This window comes from Sphingobium agrisoli, from assembly GCF_041877245.1.
Classification (GTDB): Bacteria; Pseudomonadota; Alphaproteobacteria; order Sphingomonadales; family Sphingomonadaceae; genus Sphingobium.
The window spans coordinates 149,757-167,780 of record NZ_JBHDJI010000003.1 but is presented as its reverse complement, the minus strand read 5'-3'; the positions used below and the strand labels follow the sequence as shown (position 1 = coordinate 167,780).

At 67.0% G+C, this 18,024-nt stretch carries 18 protein-coding genes; 10 read left to right on the top strand and 8 right to left on the bottom strand.

The genetic code is table 11. The features are described from left to right. Window positions 1–9: 9 nt before the first annotated feature. Window positions 10–2,226: an LPS-assembly protein LptD gene (locus ACETPF_RS07290; RefSeq protein ID WP_373933730.1), complete on the bottom strand. Its 2,217-nt coding sequence runs from the start codon at window positions 2,224–2,226 to the stop codon at window positions 10–12. Window positions 2,227–2,456: 230 nt separating this feature from the next. Here ACETPF_RS07290 and ACETPF_RS07285 point away from each other — a divergent pair, with 230 nt between their 5' ends. Together ACETPF_RS07285 and ACETPF_RS07280 are read left to right on the top strand one after the other, a co-directional pair. Then, the gene (locus ACETPF_RS07285; RefSeq protein WP_373933728.1) at window positions 2,457–3,902 is read left to right on the top strand and encodes a leucyl aminopeptidase; all 1,446 of its coding nucleotides are present in this window, start codon (window positions 2,457–2,459) and stop codon (window positions 3,900–3,902) included. Between the two features lie 10 nt (window positions 3,903–3,912). Then, complete coding sequence (locus ACETPF_RS07280; protein WP_373933727.1) at window positions 3,913–4,350, top strand: DNA polymerase III subunit chi; 438 nt, start codon at window positions 3,913–3,915, stop codon at window positions 4,348–4,350. Between the two features lie 10 nt (window positions 4,351–4,360). Here the strand turns inward: ACETPF_RS07280 and aroB are convergent, their stop codons facing one another. Both aroB and ACETPF_RS07270 read right to left on the bottom strand, forming a co-directional pair. After that, window positions 4,361–5,470, bottom strand: a complete 1,110-nt coding sequence (gene aroB, locus ACETPF_RS07275; protein ID WP_373933726.1) for a 3-dehydroquinate synthase — start codon at window positions 5,468–5,470, stop codon at window positions 4,361–4,363. After that, window positions 5,461–6,009, bottom strand: a complete 549-nt coding sequence (locus ACETPF_RS07270; protein ID WP_373933725.1) for a shikimate kinase — start codon at window positions 6,007–6,009, stop codon at window positions 5,461–5,463. Before ACETPF_RS07270 ends, aroB begins: the two co-directional genes overlap by 10 nt. 100 nt (window positions 6,010–6,109) lie before the next feature. Here ACETPF_RS07270 and ACETPF_RS07265 point away from each other — a divergent pair, with 100 nt between their 5' ends. Genes ACETPF_RS07265 through ACETPF_RS07250 form a run of 4 tightly spaced genes read left to right on the top strand, consistent with a single transcriptional unit; the run spans window position 6,110 to window position 9,999 of the window. Beyond that, complete coding sequence (locus tag ACETPF_RS07265; RefSeq protein WP_373933724.1) at window positions 6,110–6,298, top strand: hypothetical protein; 189 nt, start codon at window positions 6,110–6,112, stop codon at window positions 6,296–6,298. A 5-nt stretch (window positions 6,299–6,303) separates the two neighbouring features. After that, the gene (locus ACETPF_RS07260; RefSeq protein ID WP_373933722.1) at window positions 6,304–8,121 is read left to right on the top strand and encodes a hypothetical protein; all 1,818 of its coding nucleotides are present in this window, start codon (window positions 6,304–6,306) and stop codon (window positions 8,119–8,121) included. Continuing rightward, entirely contained in the window at window positions 8,121–9,044 is a 924-nt protein-coding gene (locus ACETPF_RS07255) for a tyrosine recombinase (RefSeq protein WP_373933720.1), read from the top strand. Before ACETPF_RS07260 ends, ACETPF_RS07255 begins: the two co-directional genes overlap by 1 nt. 10 nt (window positions 9,045–9,054) lie before the next feature. After that, window positions 9,055–9,999: an acetyl-CoA carboxylase carboxyltransferase subunit alpha gene (locus ACETPF_RS07250; protein ID WP_373933719.1), complete on the top strand. Its 945-nt coding sequence runs from the start codon at window positions 9,055–9,057 to the stop codon at window positions 9,997–9,999. Here ACETPF_RS07250 and rimO read toward each other — a convergent pair. The 5 genes from rimO to serS form a co-directional block, all read right to left on the bottom strand. Beyond that, window positions 9,996–11,378: a 30S ribosomal protein S12 methylthiotransferase RimO gene (rimO, locus tag ACETPF_RS07245; protein ID WP_373933967.1), complete on the bottom strand. Its 1,383-nt coding sequence runs from the start codon at window positions 11,376–11,378 to the stop codon at window positions 9,996–9,998. The genes ACETPF_RS07250 and rimO overlap by 4 nt on opposite strands. 36 nt (window positions 11,379–11,414) lie before the next feature. Next, window positions 11,415–12,464, bottom strand: a complete 1,050-nt coding sequence (locus tag ACETPF_RS07240; RefSeq protein ID WP_373933718.1) for a potassium channel family protein — start codon at window positions 12,462–12,464, stop codon at window positions 11,415–11,417. Then, on the bottom strand, window positions 12,461–13,480 hold the full coding sequence (locus ACETPF_RS07235; protein WP_374909594.1) for a peptidoglycan DD-metalloendopeptidase family protein: 1,020 nt from the start codon (window positions 13,478–13,480) through the stop codon (window positions 12,461–12,463). The genes ACETPF_RS07240 and ACETPF_RS07235 overlap by 4 nt, the downstream gene beginning before the upstream one ends. Window positions 13,481–13,542: 62 nt before the next feature. Continuing rightward, the gene (gene surE / locus ACETPF_RS07230) at window positions 13,543–14,316 is read right to left on the bottom strand and encodes a 5'/3'-nucleotidase SurE (RefSeq protein ID WP_373933717.1); all 774 of its coding nucleotides are present in this window, start codon (window positions 14,314–14,316) and stop codon (window positions 13,543–13,545) included. A gap of 18 nt (window positions 14,317–14,334) precedes the next feature. Next, complete coding sequence (gene serS / locus ACETPF_RS07225; RefSeq protein ID WP_373933716.1) at window positions 14,335–15,612, bottom strand: serine--tRNA ligase; 1,278 nt, start codon at window positions 15,610–15,612, stop codon at window positions 14,335–14,337. 94 nt (window positions 15,613–15,706) lie between these two features. Here serS and ACETPF_RS07220 point away from each other — a divergent pair, with 94 nt between their 5' ends. The 4 genes from ACETPF_RS07220 to dksA all read left to right on the top strand — a co-directional run bounded on the left by ACETPF_RS07220 (window position 15,707) and on the right by dksA (window position 17,976). Continuing rightward, window positions 15,707–16,144, top strand: coding sequence for a host attachment family protein (locus ACETPF_RS07220; RefSeq protein WP_373933714.1), 438 nt, complete (start codon window positions 15,707–15,709; stop codon window positions 16,142–16,144). Between the two features lie 157 nt (window positions 16,145–16,301). Next, entirely contained in the window at window positions 16,302–16,538 is a 237-nt protein-coding gene (locus ACETPF_RS07215) for a hypothetical protein (RefSeq protein WP_373933713.1), read from the top strand. A gap of 33 nt (window positions 16,539–16,571) precedes the next feature. Beyond that, the gene (locus ACETPF_RS07210; protein ID WP_373933712.1) at window positions 16,572–16,979 is read left to right on the top strand and encodes a hypothetical protein; all 408 of its coding nucleotides are present in this window, start codon (window positions 16,572–16,574) and stop codon (window positions 16,977–16,979) included. Between the two features lie 532 nt (window positions 16,980–17,511). Further along, entirely contained in the window at window positions 17,512–17,976 is a 465-nt protein-coding gene (gene dksA / locus ACETPF_RS07205) for an RNA polymerase-binding protein DksA (protein ID WP_373933710.1), read from the top strand. The last annotated feature ends 48 nt before the right edge of the window (window positions 17,977–18,024 follow it).

Genomic DNA, 18,024 nt, shown 5'->3' with positions numbered 1-18,024 from the left:
GCCTGTTCCTTATATACCAATATTGCGGAAAGCTAGCCGTAGCTGGAAGCTGTTGCCCCGTCGCGCGTCGCCATTGGTCTGGTAATCGCGCCGCCATGTGACGCCGAGCGTCAGGCAGTCATCCTCATAGGCGATGCCCAGGCGATGGCGCACCGGTTGATAGCCGTCGGATATGCTGATCGGGTCTTCCTTCGCATCGGTGAGGTCGAGAACGGTCGAGCCGAACACCGACCAGAAGCGGGCGAACTGCACCCGGCCGCCCAATCGTAATTCCTCCCGGTCCTGCAAATCCTCCAGCCCCGAACGCGCGTCGCGGTTGAGGCGCAGATAGCCGACCATCGCATAGGTCTTTTTGGAGCCGACCGTCGCGTCGATTTCGTTGCGGCGGACGGCGAAACCGTCCTTGTCCAGCCGGAAGCGGTGGGTGAAGCTGACGAAATCCTTGTAGCGGATGGTGGTTCGCCCGACGATGTCGGATGTGCGGTCGCTCAGGCCCGTACCGTCAGGCAGGATGCTTTCACGGCTGTCGAGGCGATAGCTCTGGCCGACGATCGACTGAAGCGAGATGTTGGGCAGTTCCAGCCCATATTCTAGGCCATAGACAACCCGCGAGCTGTCCTCGAACCGGTCATAGCCCGAAAAGCGGTTGAGCGCGAAGAGGTTGCTATCCTCCAGGTCGACTGCGCGCGCGTCCTCGTTGGGCAGCGACAGGTTGGCGAGATGGGGGGCGGCGACGATCTGGATGCGCGGCGCGATCCGCTGTACCCCGCCAAAGGCTTCGCCGGCGAAAGGCCAGCGCATGTCGATCGCGGCGGCGGCGATGCCGCGCGTCTGCCAGCCGGGGCTGCCGGCGTATCTGACGACCGATGTCAGCAGATTGTCCATGCTGTGATAGAGGTCGCCGCGCAGATAGCCGGTGAAGGTCACTTCCTGCCCCATGCCGGTCAGCGTCCGCAAATTCCATTCGGCGGCGGCGAAGGCGCGCTGCGTATCCTGCCCGTGGGTGCGGGTGATGGCGAGCGTATTCGCCTGCAATTGCAGCACTCCGCCAAGCAACGGGTCTTTCATCCGCAACCGATAGTCGATCACCGGTAGCGCGATCGGCGTCTGCCCCTGCGAATCGCCTTGGCGTAGCGTCTGCACCGCCCAGCCGCGAATCGAGAAGTAGCTGTTCTGCCCGATCCGCTGCGCGCCGATGGTCGAGCGCAGCCGGTCTTCCCGGCTGATGTCGTAGCGGCGCAGGAAGGTCCGGTCGGTCGCCATGCGGATCGACCCGTCGATGCTCCATTCGGGCGATAGCTGCATCTGCCCGTTGGCGTCGAGATAGCCGCGAATATCCTTTTCGGCGTCGGCAGGGCCGGTCCCCGCCGCATCGCCGATCCCCACGCGCCGGCCATAAGTGGCATAGCCGGTGATCTGATATGCGCCGCGATCGTAGAGATGGCGGTAATTGCCCTCCAGCATCGGCAGCGTGTCCGAATAGACATGCGGGGTGATGGTCAGGTCGCGATTGGGCGCGAGCTTGAAGAAATACGGCAGCGCGATCTCGAACCCGTTGTTGCGGTCGTAGCGCAGATTGGGGACCAGCAGGCCAGCGCCGCCCCCCTCGCCGACCGGGTGGCTAAGGCCCGGCAACGGGATCAGCGGCAGGCCGAACAGTTCGATATTGGCGTTCTTGTATGTGACCCGCTGACGATTGGGGTCATAGATCACCCGCACCGCGTTGATCTGCCACGTCGGTTCCTTGGGACAGCCCTCGCTGTCCTCCACCGCGCAGCCGGTATAGGCGGCGCGGTTCAGCGTGTAGATGCCATTGACCCGCGTGCCCTTGACCGCCGCCAGCCGTCCGCCCGACTGGAGCACCAGCAGCATGTTATCGACGGCCCCGTCCTTCAGCGTGTCGGTCACGTCGAAGCGGTCGCCATAGGCGATGTTGCCGTCAGGATCGGTGACGGAAACGTTGCCCTGCGCCTCCACCTTGCCGCTCGTGCGGTTCCACACGACCTTGTCGGCGCGCAGCCGATTGCCCTCGCGCAGCAGCTGCACATTGCCGCTGGCGGTCACCACCTCGCTGTTGCTGTCATATTCCAGCGCATCGGCGGCAAAGCCGATCTGGTCGTCGCTGGCGGGCACAGGAGCGTCGGGCGCGCTGATCGGGGTTTGCGGCTCGTTGAGCCGCTGCGCGAACGCCGGCGCGGCGGCGCAGCACGCGACGCCCCCCAGCATAGCCGCGCGGAAGGGCAGGGAAAGAAGGGCGTTTCGCAAGCGGTCTGGGCCTTATCGACGGGCGCGTGATCGCCTCCGCCTATCGCACTGATGCGGCCTCCGCAATCGGTCGCGGCGCATGGTGCGCCGCAAAATCGGTCGAACCGCTTTGCCCGCGCCTAAAAGCGCACTATCTGGCAGGGATGAGCGCGGCGTCCGCCGCTGGCCCTATAAGAGGAAAAACCGCCCCAATGGACATTCAGTTCAGCCCGACCCGCCCCGCCGCCGATACGTTGGTCTTCGTTGTTCCCAAGGGCGGGTTCGACACGCTGCCGCTTGCCGCCGCGCCCCTGCTGGCTGCGGGCGCGAACGCATCGCGCTTTGCGGGCGAGACCGGAAGCAGCTTCGAGAGCTTCGTCGACGAAGGCGGCAGGACGGTGCGCGTGTTGTTGCTGGGGGTAGGCGGCAAGACCGATCAGGACTATGAGAAGGCCGGCGCGGCGCTTACCGCCAAGCTGGCGACGAGCGGCGCGATCCATGCGGCGGTCGAGTTTTTCGGTGGGGCGAGCGCCGATCAGGCGGCGGCGCTGGCGTTCGGCGCGCGGCTGCGCGGCTGGCGCATCGACACCTATCGCACCCGGCAGCCGGAAAAAGCCAAGCCCACGCTCCAGACGCTGACGCTGGTCGCGACGGGTGCGGACGCGGCGTGGGAGCGGCAGGCCGCCGTCGCCGCCGGGGTCGCCTTTACCCGCGAACTCGTGTCGGAACCGGCCAACATCCTCTACCCCGAAAGCTTCGTCGAACGCTGCCGGCCGCTGGAGGCGCTGGGCGTCAAGATCAGCGTGCTCGACAAGGCGGCGATGACGGAACTGGGCATGGGCGCGCTGCTTGGCGTGGCGCAAGGCTCGCCGCGCGAGGCGCGGCTGCTGGCGATGGAATGGGACGGTACGGGAGGCACGGCCGACAAGCCGGTCGTGTTCGTGGGCAAGGGCGTGACCTTCGACACCGGCGGCATTTCGATCAAGCCTGCCGCCGGCATGGAGGACATGAAGTGGGACATGGGCGGCGCGGGTGCGGTCGCCGGCGCGATGATGGCGCTTGCCGGACGCAAGGCCAAGGCGCGGGTCGTCGGCATCTGCGGCCTTGTCGAGAATATGCCCGATGGCAATGCCCAGCGCCCCGGCGACATCGTCACCTCCATGTCGGGGCAGACCATCGAGGTGCTGAACACCGACGCCGAAGGGCGGCTGGTGCTGTGCGATGCGCTCACCTGGGCGCAGCGGACTTACAGCCCGGAGGTGATCGTCGATCTCGCCACGTTGACCGGCGCGATGATCGTGTCGCTCGGCAATGAATATGGCGGGTTGTTCTCGAATGACGATGCGCTCGCGGCGGACCTGACGGCGGCCGGGCAGGCGGTGGGCGACCAATTGTGGCGCTTCCCGCTGTCGGCCGCCTATGACAAGCTGATCGACAGTCCGATCGCCGACATGAAGAATATCGGCCCGCGTTATGCCGGGTCGATCACGGCGGCGCAGTTTCTGAAGCGCTTCGTCGAAGACGGCGTCAAATGGGCGCATCTCGACATTGCCGGCATGGTGTGGGCCGACAAGCCGGGCGGCACCTGGGACAAGGGCGCGACGGGTTACGGCGTGCGGCTGCTCGACCGGCTGGTGGCGGACCGGTTCGAGCGCTGACGGGCACATAATGCAGGTCGACTTCTACCAGCTGAGCCGCGATCCCGTCGAACAGGTGCTCCCCGCGATCGCGGCGCGCGTGCTCGATCTCGGCGCGCGGCTGCTGGTGGTGGCGCAGGACGACGCGCAGCGCGCCCGTATCTCGCAGGGATTGTGGGCCGGGCCGCCGGAGAGCTTCCTGGCGCATGGGATGGCGGGAGAGGGCGGCGAGGTGCACCAGCCGATCCTGCTCGGCGAAAGCTGCGCGGCGGCGAACGGCGCGCGGCATGTGGCGCTGGCGGACGGGGTCTGGCGGGAGGAGGCGCTGGGGTTTGAGCGGGCCTTCTATTTCTTCGATGCAGCGACGATCGATGGGGCGCGGGCAAGCTGGCGGGCGCTGAGCAAGACGGGCGGCGTGGAGCCGCGCTTCTGGCGGCAGGAGGGGCGGAAATGGGTGCAGGGGCCTTAGGCGCCCCCGCTCAGCCTGCCGCCCGATCCGTGTCCAGAAACGCCGCCACATCGTCCAGCGCCACGTCCTTCGAAAGGAAGGTTTGGCCGACGCCCCGCGCCAGCAGGAAGGGAAGGGTTCCCGCCGCCATCTTCTTGTCGTGCAGCATGTGTGCGACCAACGCCGCGCCGTTGGCCTTCACATGCGCGGAGGCCAGGTCGAACGGGAGGCCCACCGCCTTCAGATGGGCCGTCACGCGATTAGCGTCCGCCTGCGGACACAAGCCCAGCCGCGCTGAGTAGCGGAAGGCGAGCGCCATGCCCGCCGCCGCCGCCTCGCCGTGCAGCAGCGTGTCGGAAAAGCCGGTATCCGCCTCCAGCGCGTGACCGAATGTATGCCCCAGGTTGAGCAGCGCCCGGCGGCCGCTCGTTTCGCGCTCGTCGTCGGCGACGATCGCGGCCTTGGCGCGGACGCTCCTCTCGATGGCGTAGGCGCGGGCTGCGGAATCGCCGGCAAGCAGGCGGTGTCCGTCACTCTCGCACCAGGCGAAGAAGTTGGGATCGTCGATCAGCCCATATTTGACTACTTCGGCATAGCCCGCCCGCGTCTCGCGTGGCGGCAGGCTGTCGAGCGTCGAGGGGTCGATCAGCACCAGCGAAGGCTGATGGAAGGCGCCAACCAGATTCTTGCCCGCGCGGGTGTTGATCGCGGTCTTGCCGCCGACCGAGCTGTCCACCTGCGCGAGCAGGGTCGTGGGCACCTGAATGAAGTGGCAGCCGCGTTTCAGGATCGACGCGGCAAAGCCCACCAGATCGCCGATGACACCGCCGCCCAGCGCGACGATATGATCGCCCCGCTCGATCTCCAACGCGAGCAGCGCGTCGAGCAGTTGTTCCAGATGGTGCCAGCTCTTGGTCTTCTCGCCCGCCGGCAGGATGATCGGTTCGACGGCGATATCGGCGGCGCGCAGGCTCGCGTCGAGGCGCGGGAACTGGGTCGCGGCGACATGGGCGTCGGTGACGACCACCAGCCGCCCCTTGCGCGCATGGCCGACTAGCCAGTCGCTCGCCCGGTCGAGCGCGCCTTCTTCGATCACGATGTCGTAGCTGCGCTCCGCCAGCGCGACACGGACTAGGGCCATTGCGGTAATTGCTCCATGATCTTCTCGACCGCGATCTCGTGCGGCGCGGCGATGCTTTTGACGTGAATGGGCGCGAGCGCGTAAACGGGGTTACGCACCGCCGCCAGCTCGGTGAGCACCGCGCGCGGATCGCGATTCTTCAGCAAGGGGCGGCTGTCGCGCCGGCCGACCCGGTCGACCAATATGTCGATATCCGCGTCAAGCCACACGGCGGTCGCGCTTTCCAGGATCAGCTGGCGAGTCTCTTCCTGCATGAAGGCGCCACCGCCGGTCGCGATCACCTTGGGCGCGCCGTCCATCAGCCGGGCGATCACACGCCGCTCGCCGTCGCGGAAGTGGGACTCGCCATAGCGCTCGAAAATCTCCGCCACGCTCATGCCGGCGGCCTTCTCGATCTCCTCGTCGGCGTCGACGAAGGTCAGGCCCAGCCGCGCCGCCAGCCGCCGGCCGACGGTCGATTTGCCCACGCCCATCATGCCCACCAGCACGATCGGGCCGCGCCTCGCCGAACTGTCGGGGATTTTGCTGTTTCGTTGCATGGCCTGCGGGGCTATACAGCCAGCCGTCAGAGAGGCAAATCGCATCTTTCCCCTCTTGTCCGGCCTGACTCCGGGCGGATCAGCTTTAAGCCAAGGACTTATGAAGAATAATCGCAACTTCAGCAGTTTCGAAGGCGGCGCGCGCCGCCGCAGCCCGCGGCTGCCGATCATCCCCCTCGTCCTCGTGCTGCTGGTCGTGGCGCTGCTGGCCTTCTTCTGGTCGCGCGGCGGGGAGCAGCCGCAGCAGCGCGTCGAGAAAGTCATCCCGCAAGAGAAGCTGGGCCAGTAACGCGGATGCGCTGGCCGAGGGGGAACGCCAGATGGGCGCTGGGCAGCTTCGCGCTTGCCCTGACCCTGCCCGTGGTCGCGCAGCAGGCGCCGGAATCGCTGCTGCCGCCCGGCTTCGGCGACCCGCCCGAAGCGCCAGCGCCAACGCCTCCGCCCGCGCGGCCGACCCCCGGTGCGCCTGCGCCGACGGCAGGCGCGCCGATGGTGCAGCCGCTCGACCCCGCGACTCCACCCGATCTGTCGCTGGCCGAGGCTGGCAACGCCGCCGAGGAGATGACGCCCGAGGAACTGGCGGCGGAAAAGGCGAAATACGACCTGCCTGACAGCGCGCGCCGCTCGCTTGATCGGATCGGACCGCTGACGCCTGAAACACGGGGTTTTGAACCGACAGCGTTCGGCAACCAGCAGGGCAAGTTCCTCGCCGCGCTGATGCGCGAAACCCGCGCGCCGATCATGTCACGCTGGGCGTCCATTCTGCTGCGGCGCGCCTTGCTGTCCGCAACCGACACGCCGCGCGACGTCAACGGCGCGGACTGGGCGGCCGAGCGCGCCTGGCTGCTGCTGCGAATGGGGGAGGCGGACAGCGCACGCCTCATGGTGCAGAGCGTCGATTCGGATCAGTTCAGTCCGCGCCTCTACGCCGTCGCGATGGAAACCTATCTGGCGACCGCCGATCCGGCCGGCCTCTGCCCGCTGTCAGAAGGGGCGTTGCGGACCAGCAAGGCCCCCGGCTGGGACATGACCCGCGCCATCTGCCCGGCGCTGTCGGGCGATCAGGGCACGGCGAGCGGCGCGCTCAATCAGGCGCAGCGGCGCGGCGTGGTGCGCGGCGTCGATTATCGGCTGGCGGAAAAGGTGGTCGGCACCGGATTCAACGCGCGCCGATCGGTCAAGATCGAATGGGATGGCGTCGACCGGCTGACCGCCTGGCGATTCGGCCTCGCGACCGCCCTTAACGTCGAGATCCCTGATACGCTCTACGCCACCGTTGGTCCGCATGTCCGCGCCTGGGAAGCCCGCGCGCCGGCGCTGACGCCGCTGCGGCGACGGGCGGGGGCGGACGTCGCTGCGCGGCTGGGTGTGCTGTCGAGCGCCTCGCTGGTCGGCCTTTACGGGCAGATCCGCAGCGACGGTGACGTTCCGGCGGATCTTTCGGACAGGATCGATACGCTGCGGACCGCCTACGCCGGCGCGACCGTGGGCGACCGGATCGGCGCGATGCGCGGCTGGTGGCAGGATGGGGCCAAGCCCGACTATGTCGGCCTGATCGCCACCGCGCGCGCGGCCGCCGCGCTGCCGGTGGCCCAGGCGGACGCGCAGGACGCCGCCAATCTCGTCGCGTCGATGCTGACCGCTGGCTATGACCGCAACGCCGCCCGCTGGGCGCGCGCCGATGGGCAATTGAGCGGGACAGGCGCATCGCAATTCTGGGCCTTGCTGGCCGTGGGCGCGCCTAGCCCGGTGGTGGAGATCAGCAGCGGTCGGGCATTAAGCTATGTCGGCGATGCAGGCGTCGACAAGGGACGAATGCTGATCGCGGCGCTGGCTGGCCTCGCGCGCCTGTCGCCGGGAGACGCGGCGACGCTGGCGCAGGACAATGGCTTCACCCTGGCCGCCAACAGCCGCTGGGCGCGCGCCATCGGCGGCGCGGCGCAGCGTGGCGAGAAGGCGACGGTCGCGCTGCTCGCCGCGGTCGGCATGCAAGGCAGCGACTGGGGCAGGCTGCCGCCGACGCATCTCTACCATATCGTCGCGGCGTTGCATCGCGTCGGCCTCGATCCCGAAGCGCGGATGATCGCGGCCGAGGCGCTCAGCCGGGTCTGATGGGGCAGGACGACGACGCCCTGATCGACCGTTTTCTCGAAATGATGGCGGCGGAACGGGGCGCGTCGCGCAACACCTTGCTGGCCTATCGCGCCGACCTGACCGGCGCGGGGGCGATCATGGGCGGCCTTGGAGGCGCGAGCAAGGACGCGGTGGGCACGCTGGCAGCGGAGTGGGCGTCGCTGGCGGCCTCGTCGGTGGCGCGCAAAGCGTCGGCCCTGCGCGCCTTTTACGGCTTTCTGGAGGAGGAAGGGCTGCGCGAGGACAATCCCGCCGCCGCCCTGCCGCGTCCTGTGACGCGCCGGCCTCTGCCCAAAATTCTCTCTACGGCGGAGGTGGACAGACTGTTCGCTTTAATCGCCGAGCGCATCGGGGCTGAGCAACCAGCCTCGCTCGACCTCCGCCTTGCCGCGCTCATCGAGCTGCTCTACGGTTCCGGGCTGCGCGCCACGGAACTAGTGTCGCTGCCGCGCCGGGCGCTGGCGGCGGATCGGCCGTTCCTGATCCTGAAAGGCAAGGGCGGGCGCGAGCGGCTGGTGCCGATATCCGACCGGGCACGGCACGCCGTCGCCACCTGGCTGCCGCATGTGCCGGGGGACAGCGTCTGGCTTTTCCCATCGGGCAAGAATCATCTCAGCCGCATCCGCCTCTATCAGCTGGTGAAGGCGCTTGCCGCCGCCGCCGGGATCGCGCCGGAACGGGTCAGCCCGCATGTGCTGCGCCACGCTTTTGCCACGCACCTGCTGGAGGGCGGCGCCGACTTGCGCGCGCTCCAGACGATGCTCGGCCATGCCGATATCGGCACGACGCAGATCTACACCCATGTCGACAGCCGCCGCCTGGTCGAGCTGGTCAACCAGCGCCATCCGCTCGCGACCATGGCCTCGCGCGACCGCGTTGACGCCGCGCCGCCAGCGCCCTAACGCAGCGCCCATGGTAAGCTTTCTGGAATTTGAGAAGCCGATCGCCGAACTGGAAGCGCGCATTGTGGAATTGCGCGCCACCGCCAGCGTGGGCGATATCAACATCGACGGCGAGATCGCTACGCTGGAGCAGCGCGCCGCCAAGCTGCTGGCGGACACCTACGCGAAACTGACGCCCTGGCAGAAAACCCAGGTCGCGCGCCATCCCGACCGGCCGCACTTCAAGGATTATGTCGCGGGCCTGTTCGACAATTTCATGCCGCTGGCCGGTGACCGCGCCTTTGCCGACGATCAGGCGATACTGGGCGGCTTCGCTACGCTTGGCGAGCGCAAGCTGGTCGTGATCGGCCATGAAAAGGGCGACGATACCGCGAGCCGGGTGCGCCATAATTTCGGTATGGCGAAGCCCGAAGGCTATCGCAAGGCGATCCGCCTCATGGAACTGGCGGATCGGTTCGGCCTGCCGGTCGTGACGCTGGTCGATACCTCGGGCGCTTTCCCAGGCGTGCAGGCGGAAGAGCGGGGCCAGGCAGAAGCCATCGCCCGTTCGACCGAAGCCTGTCTGAAACTGGGCGTGCCGATGGTTTCGGCGGTCGTGGGCGAGGGCGGTTCGGGCGGCGCGATCGCGCTTGCGGCCGCGAACCGTGTTTTGATGTTCGAGCATGCCGTTTATTCGGTCATCTCGCCCGAAGGCTGCGCCTCGATCCTTTGGCGCACCGCCGAAAAGGCGAGCGATGCTGCAACCGCGATGCAGGTGACGGCGCAGCATTTGCAAACGCTCGGCGTGATCGACCGCATTGTCCCCGAGCCGGTGGGCGGCGCGCATCGCGATCCGGTGCAGGCGATCGCCAACCTTGGCACCGCGATCGAGGCGGAACTGGACGCGCTCGTCGCCATGGACGCCGATGCGCTGCGGACCGACCGCGCCGACAAATTCCTGGCGATCGGGGTCTAAACCGGCACTCCATACAGGTCATGGTCGTCGGCGTCCTCGATACAGACGTCGATCATGTCGCCCTGCTTCAATGTCGCGCCGACGTCGCGCAGGAAGACATTCCCGTCGATCTCCGGCGCGTCGGCTTGTGAGCGCGCGGTCGCGCCGATCGAGCCATCCTCCTCGTCCGGCTCGCCGACCTCGTCGATGATGACGGGCAGCACGCGCCCGACCTTGGCGGCGAGCTTCGCGGCGCTGATCGCGGCGGTCTTCTCCATAATGCGCTGGTAGCGTTCTTCCTTGGCCTCTTCGGGCACCGCGCCCGGCAGGTCATTGGCGGCTGCGCCTTCCACCGGCTCGAAACGGAACGCGCCGACCCGGTCGAGCTGCGCTTCGTCCAGCCAGTCGAGCAGATATTGGAAATCGGCCTCCGTTTCGCCGGGGAAGCCGACGACGAAGCTGGAGCGGATGGCTATATCCGGGCAGATGCTCCGCCACTTGCGGATGCGGTCCAGCACCTTGGCTTCGTTGGCCGGGCGCTTCATCGCCTTCAGCACGCTCGGCGCGGCGTGCTGGAACGGGATGTCGAGATAGGGGGTCAGCAACCCCTCGGCCATCAATGGCACGACATGATCGACATGGGGATAGGGATAGACATAGTGCAGCCTGACCCAGGGCGCGCGCCCTTCCGCGGTGCGGAGCTGCCCCAGTTCGCGGGCCAGGTCGGTCATGTGGGTGCGGACCTCATGTCCCTTCCACTGTCGTGGCTCGTGCCGCACATCGACGCCATAGGCCGACGTGTCCTGGCTGATGACCAGCAATTCCCTGGTGCCGGCCGCGACCAGCTTCTCCGCCTCGCGCAGCACCGCGTCGATGCGGCGGGAGACGAGATCGCCCCGGATCGAGGGGATGATGCAGAAGGAGCAGCGGTGGTTGCAGCCTTCGGAAATCTTGAGATAGCTGTAATGGCGGGGCGTCAGCTTGAGGCCGCCCTCGGGCACCAGATCGACAAAGGCGTTGGGCACTGGCGGCGATGCGTCATGCACCGCGTTGACCACCTGCTCATATTGGTGCGCGCCGGTAACGGCCAGCACCTGCGGGAATTTCGCGCGGATCACGTCGGCTTCGTCCCCCATGCAGCCGGTGACGATGACGCGCCCATTCTCCGCAATCGCCTCGCCAATGGCTTCGAGCGACTCCTCCTTGGCGGAATCGAGGAAACCGCAGGTGTTGACCAGCACCACGTCCGCCCCCGCATAGTCGGGCGACATTTGATAGCCGTCAGAGCGCAGCTTGGTGAGGATGCGTTCGCTATCGACCAGATTCTTGGGACAGCCGAGCGACACCATGCCGACTTTCGGCGCTTGCGGGATTTTGGTTGCCATGATCGCCGCGCACATAGGGATTTTGCGCGCGAATGTCACGGGGTAGGCGCGTCAGCCTTCCGTGCCTGCGCCCGCGCCCTCGACGATCTCGATGATGCAATCGCCAGTCTGGAGTTTCTGCGCCTCCGCCTCCCAGAAGCCGATCGGTCGGTCGCCACGATAAAGCCGCACGCCAAGCCCGGTTCGGATAGCGGACAGCGGCCCCCCAATTTCCTCAGGCAGCACCGGGCGCTCATTCAGCTTCACCCGCCCGCCCGACGCGGCAAGGTCCGCCATATAGTCGGCGATGTGCTTGCCGCTGGTGCTGCCGGCCAGCAGCAGTCCGGCGAAGCTGACGGGATTGATGACCGTCGTCGCGCCCGCTTGCCGCGCGGGCAACTCATTATCCTCGTTCCGCACGACGATGCTGATTGGCAGGCGCGGGGCGAGGTGCCGCGCGGTCAGCGTGATGAGGATCGAGGTGTCGTCCCGCCCGGCGGACACGATCATGCTGCGGGCGCGGTGAATCGCCACGTCCTTCAGGGTGCGGTCGCGGGTCGAATCGCCGCACAGGATGTTGCAGCCCAGCGCCTCAGCCTCGGCCAGCGCCTTCTCGCTACCGTCGATCACCACGATCTCGCGCGCGTCGGCGCCGCGCGCCAGCAGTTCGTTCACCGCTTCCTGCCCGCTGGTGCCGAAGCCCGTGACGACGATGTGATTGTGCAGATCGGCCTGAATACGCGCCATGCGCCACCTGTAGAGGATGTTGCGGAAAAAGAGGTTATAGGCCGTGCCGAGGAAGATCAGCCAGACGAACAGCCGGATCGGCGTCACGAAGATCGATTCGAACAGCCGGGCCTCCGGCGTCACGGGCACGATGTCGCCATAGCCCACGGTCGTGACCGTGACCGTGGTGAAATACAGGACATCGATGAAGCTGATGGCGTTGTCGTAATTGTCCTTCAGGCCATCGCGCCCGAACCAGTGCAGAGCCAGCACGATCGCGATCAGCCCGAACACCAGCGCCAATCGCCAAGCAAGGTCGGCCCAGAGCGGCAGCGCCGAGCGGCGGCGCAGAAAGCCGGCCTTGTCGGGACTTATCTGCGGGTCGTTGATCCTCATGCCGGCGGCAGCTGGCCCAGCGGATTGACCGGCGCGCGGTCCTTGCGCAGTTCGAAATGCAGCTTGGGCTTGCTGGCGTAGCCGGTGTCGCCAGTCAGGCCGATGACCTGACCCTTCGTGACCTTCTGCCCGCGCACCACGTCGACCCGGCTCGCATGGCCGTAGGCGCTGACCCAGCCGCCGCCATGGTTGAGCAGCACCAGCCCGCCGAACACCGCAACCTTGTCGCCCGCATAGGCGACGACGCCGTCCGCCGCCGCCTGGATCGGCGTCCCGATCGCCACGGCGATGTCGATGCCATTGTTGCGGGCGCCGCTTTCGCCGGGTCCAAAGCGGGACAGGATCGTCCCCCTGACCGGCCAGGCGAAGCTGCCGGCAAAGCGGGCAGGCGGCGCGATCGGGACATTCGTCGGAAGCGGCCGGCGCGGCGAGGAGGCGGCGGGGGTAGGAGCATCGTCCGCCGCCGCCGGCTGGCCGCCGGTCAGCACATCGTCAATGTCGATGCGAAAGGCGGCGGCACGCTGTTCGATGCCGGGCGGCCGGGCGGGCGTGTCGTCGGGCAGCAGCAGCCGCTGGCCGCGCCTTAGCACAAAGGGTTCGGCAAGGCCGTTCGCCGCGACGATGCGGCTCCACGCCACCCCATAGGCCGACGCGATGGCGATCCCCGTCTCGCCCTCCGCCACCAGATGGTAGCGGCCGCCGGGGATAGACAGCCGCTGCCCCGCGCGGATGGTGAAGGGCGGGGACAGGCCGTTGGCGCGCGCGATCGCTTCCGATCCCGCGCCAGTGCGGTTGCCGATCCCGCGCAGCGTGTCGCCGGGCTGAACGATATAGCTCGACGCGCTCACCGGCCGCGCATTGGGCACCACCTGCTGCGCCGTCCATACCGGCTCGGGCTCTGCCAGATCGACCGCCGAGGCGTCGGCATCCAGTCGGGGCGGAGGGGTGGGCTGCGGCTGCGCGCGGTTGGATTCGTTAGGTATGCAGGCGGACAGCATCAGCGGACCGAGCGGCATAATAAGAAGGAACAAGCGCTGCATCGCGGTTGTGTATCGCATCGCGCGATGCTTGCCAGCCCTTAACCATCCACTCCCGCGAACGCCGCCGTCGTCGCCGCCATGGCGCTGTCCTGCGTCAGGTCGTAATGGAGCGGTGTCACTGTGACATAGCCCGCCGCTATCGCGCCAAGATCGCTGCCCTCCGGCACCGCGTCGCTGGAGCCAAGGCCGAACCAGTAATAGCGATAACCGCGCGGGTCGGTGCTTTCGACGATGCGGGTGCGATCGACGTCGTGAAAGCCCTGCCGCACGACACGCACGCCCTTGACCGCTTCGGGATCGATGGCGGGAAAGTTGACATTGAACAGCAGGCGCGGGCTGGGCGGCATGTCGATCAAGGGGCGCAGCACCCGCTCGCCCCAGGCCAGCGCGGCGGCGAAGGGCACGGCGTCGCCCATTCCCTCACGGGCATAGACCTGGCTCAAGGCAATCGATTTGATGCCCGAGATCGCGCCTTCCATCGCGGCGGCGACGGTGCCCGAATAGGTGACGTCCTCCGCCAGGTTCGCGCCGCGATTGACTCCCGACAGGATGAGGTCGGGCTTTGCATCCTTCATCAGGTGCCCGACCGCCATCATGACGGCATCAGTCGGGGTGCCGGTGACGCTGTAATGCTTCTCCCCATGCTTGCGGATGCGCAAGGGGCGCGTGAGGGTCAGGCTGTGCCCAGCGCCCGACTGCTCCTCGCTCGGCGCGACGATCCAGATATCGTCGGAAAAGCGCCGCGCGATCTGCTCCAATATCCTGAGACCGGGAGCATGGACGCCATCGTCATTGGTCAGCAGGATACGCATGGGTCACTCCGGGAAAGCTTATCTGGGACGCAGTTCGGTGACGCCACCCATATAAGGGGCGAGCGCGTCCGGCACGGTAACGCTGCCGTCCGCCTGCTGGTAGTTTTCCAGCACCGCGACCAGTGTCCGGCCCACGGCGAGGCCCGAACCGTTCAGCGTATGCAGGAAGCGCGTCTGTTTCTCGCCCTCCGGCTTGTAGCGCGCGTTCATCCGGCGCGCCTGAAAATCGCCGCAATTGGAAACGGAGCTGATCTCGCGATAGGTCTGCTGGCTCGGCAGCCAGACTTCGAGGTCATAGGTCTTGCGCGCGCCAAAGCCCATATCGCCCGTGCAGAGCAGCATCTTGCGATAGGGGAGATCCAGCGCCTGAAGGATGCCCTCCGCCGCGGCGCACATCCGTTCATGCTCGGCTTGGGAGTCGTCCGGCGCGCAGATGGCGACCAGTTCGACCTTCTCGAATTGATGCTGGCGGATGAAGCCGCGCGTATCGCGCCCTGCCGATCCCGCTTCGGAGCGGAAGCAGGGGGTGAGAGCTGTCAGGCGGAGCGGCATGCTCTCGACCGGGACGATCTGCTGCGCGACGAGGTTGGTGAGGGAGACTTCGGCGGTCGGGATCAGCCAGCGGCCATCGGTGGTCTTGAACAGATCCTCGGCGAATTTGGGCAGTTGCCCGGTCCCGAACAGCGCTTCGTCCCGCACCAGCAGCGGCACGGCTGTTTCTTCATACCCGTTCTGTGCGGTCTGCGTGTCGAGCATATACAGCGCCAGCGCCCGGTGCAGCCGCGCCATCTGCCCGCGCAGCGCGGTGAAGCGCGCGCCGGAGAGTGCCGCGCCGCCCTCGAAATCCAGCCCTAGCGCGGGGCCGAAGTCAGCGTGATCCTGGGGCGCGAAGTCGAACGCGCGCGGCTCGCCCCAGCGGGTCAGCTCGACATTGTCCGCTTCGTCGGCACCATTGGGTACATCGTCGGCGGGGAGGTTGGGGATGGCGGCGAGTGTCGCGGTCATCGCCTCGCCAGTCTCGCGGTCCTCGGTCTCTAGCGCGGGTAGCCGGTCTTTGAGCGCGGCGACTTCGGCCTTGAGCGCTTCGGCGGTCGCGGCGTCCTTCGCCGCCATCGCCTGGCCGATCAGCTTGCTGGCTTCGTTGCGGCGGGCCTGGCCCTGCTGCAATTCCGTCTTGATCGCACGGCTCCGCTCGTCGATCGCCAATATCTCCCCCGACAGCGGTGCCAGCCCGCGGCGGGCGAGAGCAGCGTCGAAAGCGGCGGGGTTTTCGCGGATGAAGCGGATGTCGTGCATGGGGCAGCGCTATGCCGCCGCGCGGCGAACCGCGCAACCCTGCGTACTCCTGTCCGTTGGGTGTCCACTACACCAAGACAAAGGAGAGAAGGTGATGCGGATCGATCATGACGCGATGGTGCTGGTGGCGGACGGGCGCAAGCTGCTCTTCTTCCGCAACAAGGGCGACGGCGACTATCCGAACCTGGAAGCCGAGGCGGTGAAGCAGCAGGATAATCCATCCCATCTCGATCAGGCGTCGGACAAGGCGGGGCAGTCTTCCAGCACCGGCACCCAGTCCGGCACGATGGGCGAGAATAATTATCATGAGCTGGAGGAACAGCGATTCGCCGCCCAGGCCGCTGATCTGCTCAAGCAGCGTGCCTTCGCCCAGGATTATGAGAAGCTGATCATCGTCGCGCCGCCGACAGCGCTGGGCGAGATACGCAAGCATCTGCACAAGGAAGTGCAGGACCGGTTGGTGGGCGAGATCGCGAAGGATCTGACCAACCATCCGGTGCCCGAGATCGAGAAGCTGATCGCCGCCAGCTGAGTCGACTGGCGCAAAAGGAAAGGGCGGCCCGCTCGCGCGGGCCGCCCTTTCCTTTTGTCCGTTCGGGGCCGCCGGTCAGGCCGCGCTTTGTGCCTTGCGCTCGGCGAAGCGCCGGCGGGCGACCAGAGCGACCGCCGCCGCGCCGAACAGGAGCACCATGGGCGGCGCGGGAACATCCGTGCCGCCGGTGCTGCTCGAGCCCCCGCTCGAGCTGCTGGAAGAGGAACTGCTCGAAGAGCTGCTGCTGGACGAGGACGACGAGCTGCTGCCGCTCGACCCGGTGCTGCCGAAGCTGGACGAGCCACCCGACGAGGATGACGAGCCGCTCGACGAGGACGAGCTGGACGACCCGCTCGAACCCGAACTGCCGCTCGAACCGGAGCTGGACGGATGATCGGGCTTGTGCGGGTGATCGGGCTTGCCCGGCTTGCCGCCGCTCGACCCGCCCGAGCTGCTCGAAGAGGAACTGGACGAGGAAGAGGAGGACGAGCTGCTGCTCGACGAGGAGGAGCTGGAGCTCCCGCCGGTCGAGGTCGAGCTGCTGATGCCGCCGGTCGAGCTGCTGGTGGACGAGATCACGACCGATCCGCCGCTGCCGCCGCCACCGCCGCCGAAGAAGCCGCCGATGAAACCGCCGCCGCCGAAGCCGCCGCCACCGCCCATCACGATCGGCACCGCGCCGCCGCCGCCCGACATCACCGGCATTTCGGCGGGGGCCATGGGGATCGGCGCGGGCAGGGGCACGGGTGCCTGCTGGCTGGTGACGGTGACGGTCTGCGGCGCGCAGGCGGTCACGGTGCGCACCACCTTGCGCTTGACCGTCCGCACGGCGTAGCGCTTCTTGGGCGCCGCCTTCATGCTCTTGCTGCTGTGGACCACCGCCGGCCGAGCGCTTTCGGCGACATGGACTGCGCCGCCACCGATGATCGCCCCGCCACAGGTGCAGGCGCACAATTTAGCCAAAGCCATCCGTACCGACATAGGATCCACTCTTATCTTTGTTGCCGCTGGACCCGCCGTGACTTGCGCCTGGTGGGTGTCGGAAACTTCCTGTGCCTAAGAACGCAAAAGAAGGGTTAACTTCAATGCCGTTAACTCTGAATCTGGCCTCCAAGTCGAGGGAAAAGCTGCTGTCTGATCAAGGAATATGGTTAACGTCCCACTCTGGCACGGCCGGCTTGCGCTACGTTAAGAGCACTTGCTCTCCAGCAGCGAGACCGCACGCGGCGGAGGACTCTAAAGGGGCGGCGGGTGCGACGAATGTCCGCTTGTGTCGGCTCGTGCCGATGGCTATGAGGCGCGCAATCAAAGTCATAGGCGCCCGGACAAAGAGAAAAGCGCCGGGGTCTTACGAGTCGGAGAGCCAGATGGCATCGGTGCTGAATTCCGATAAAGACGGTGAAAAGCCGCCGAAATCGACTGTAACGCTTCCCGCAGACTACCGCCCGTCGGCCGACGAAGAGTTCATGAACCCGATGCAGCTGGAATATTTCCGCCAGCGTCTCTGGGCATGGAAGAAGCAGATTTTGGCCGAGGCGGAAGGCACGCTCGCCGTGCTCCAGAATGAGCCGCTGCGCGAGCCCGACCTCAACGACCGCGCGTCGAGCGAGACCGACTGGTCGATCGAACTGCGGACCCGCGACCGCCAGCGGAAGCTCATATCGAAGATCGACGCTGCGCTCCGCCGCATCGACGAGGGCGAATATGGTTATTGCGAAGTGACGGGCGAACCCATTTCGCTCGGTCGCCTGGAGGCCCGCCCGATCGCGACTATGACGGTCGAGGCGCAGGAACGCCACGAACGGCAGGAAAAGATTTCGCGCGACGATTAACCCTTTTTCCATCACCCCGCGGTTAGAATGCTGGTCATCCAGAGACAA

What these genes read in the sequence shown, in the direction of transcription:
- ACETPF_RS07235 (WP_374909594.1), bottom strand. Translation starts at nt 13,480, where the DNA reads ATGCCGCTCGGTCCGCTGATGCTGTCCGCCTGCATACCTAACGAATCC.
- ACETPF_RS07220 (WP_373933714.1), top strand. Translation starts at nt 15,707, where the DNA reads ATGCGGATCGATCATGACGCGATGGTGCTGGTGGCGGACGGGCGCAAG.
- serS (WP_373933716.1), bottom strand. Translation starts at nt 15,612, where the DNA reads ATGCACGACATCCGCTTCATCCGCGAAAACCCCGCCGCTTTCGACGCT.
- aroB (WP_373933726.1), bottom strand. Translation starts at nt 5,470, where the DNA reads ATGGCCCTAGTCCGTGTCGCGCTGGCGGAGCGCAGCTACGACATCGTG.
- dksA (WP_373933710.1), top strand. Translation starts at nt 17,512, where the DNA reads ATGGCATCGGTGCTGAATTCCGATAAAGACGGTGAAAAGCCGCCGAAA.
- ACETPF_RS07215 (WP_373933713.1), top strand. Translation starts at nt 16,302, where the DNA reads ATGGGCGGCGCGGGAACATCCGTGCCGCCGGTGCTGCTCGAGCCCCCG.
- ACETPF_RS07265 (WP_373933724.1), top strand. Translation starts at nt 6,110, where the DNA reads ATGAAGAATAATCGCAACTTCAGCAGTTTCGAAGGCGGCGCGCGCCGC.
- ACETPF_RS07240 (WP_373933718.1), bottom strand. Translation starts at nt 12,464, where the DNA reads ATGAGGATCAACGACCCGCAGATAAGTCCCGACAAGGCCGGCTTTCTG.
- ACETPF_RS07260 (WP_373933722.1), top strand. Translation starts at nt 6,304, where the DNA reads ATGCGCTGGCCGAGGGGGAACGCCAGATGGGCGCTGGGCAGCTTCGCG.
- surE (WP_373933717.1), bottom strand. Translation starts at nt 14,316, where the DNA reads ATGCGTATCCTGCTGACCAATGACGATGGCGTCCATGCTCCCGGTCTC.
- ACETPF_RS07280 (WP_373933727.1), top strand. Translation starts at nt 3,913, where the DNA reads ATGCAGGTCGACTTCTACCAGCTGAGCCGCGATCCCGTCGAACAGGTG.
- ACETPF_RS07255 (WP_373933720.1), top strand. Translation starts at nt 8,121, where the DNA reads ATGGGGCAGGACGACGACGCCCTGATCGACCGTTTTCTCGAAATGATG.
- ACETPF_RS07250 (WP_373933719.1), top strand. Translation starts at nt 9,055, where the DNA reads ATGGTAAGCTTTCTGGAATTTGAGAAGCCGATCGCCGAACTGGAAGCG.
- rimO (WP_373933967.1), bottom strand. Translation starts at nt 11,378, where the DNA reads ATGTGCGCGGCGATCATGGCAACCAAAATCCCGCAAGCGCCGAAAGTC.
- ACETPF_RS07270 (WP_373933725.1), bottom strand. Translation starts at nt 6,009, where the DNA reads ATGCAACGAAACAGCAAAATCCCCGACAGTTCGGCGAGGCGCGGCCCG.
- ACETPF_RS07285 (WP_373933728.1), top strand. Translation starts at nt 2,457, where the DNA reads ATGGACATTCAGTTCAGCCCGACCCGCCCCGCCGCCGATACGTTGGTC.
- ACETPF_RS07290 (WP_373933730.1), bottom strand. Translation starts at nt 2,226, where the DNA reads ATGCTGGGGGGCGTCGCGTGCTGCGCCGCCGCGCCGGCGTTCGCGCAG.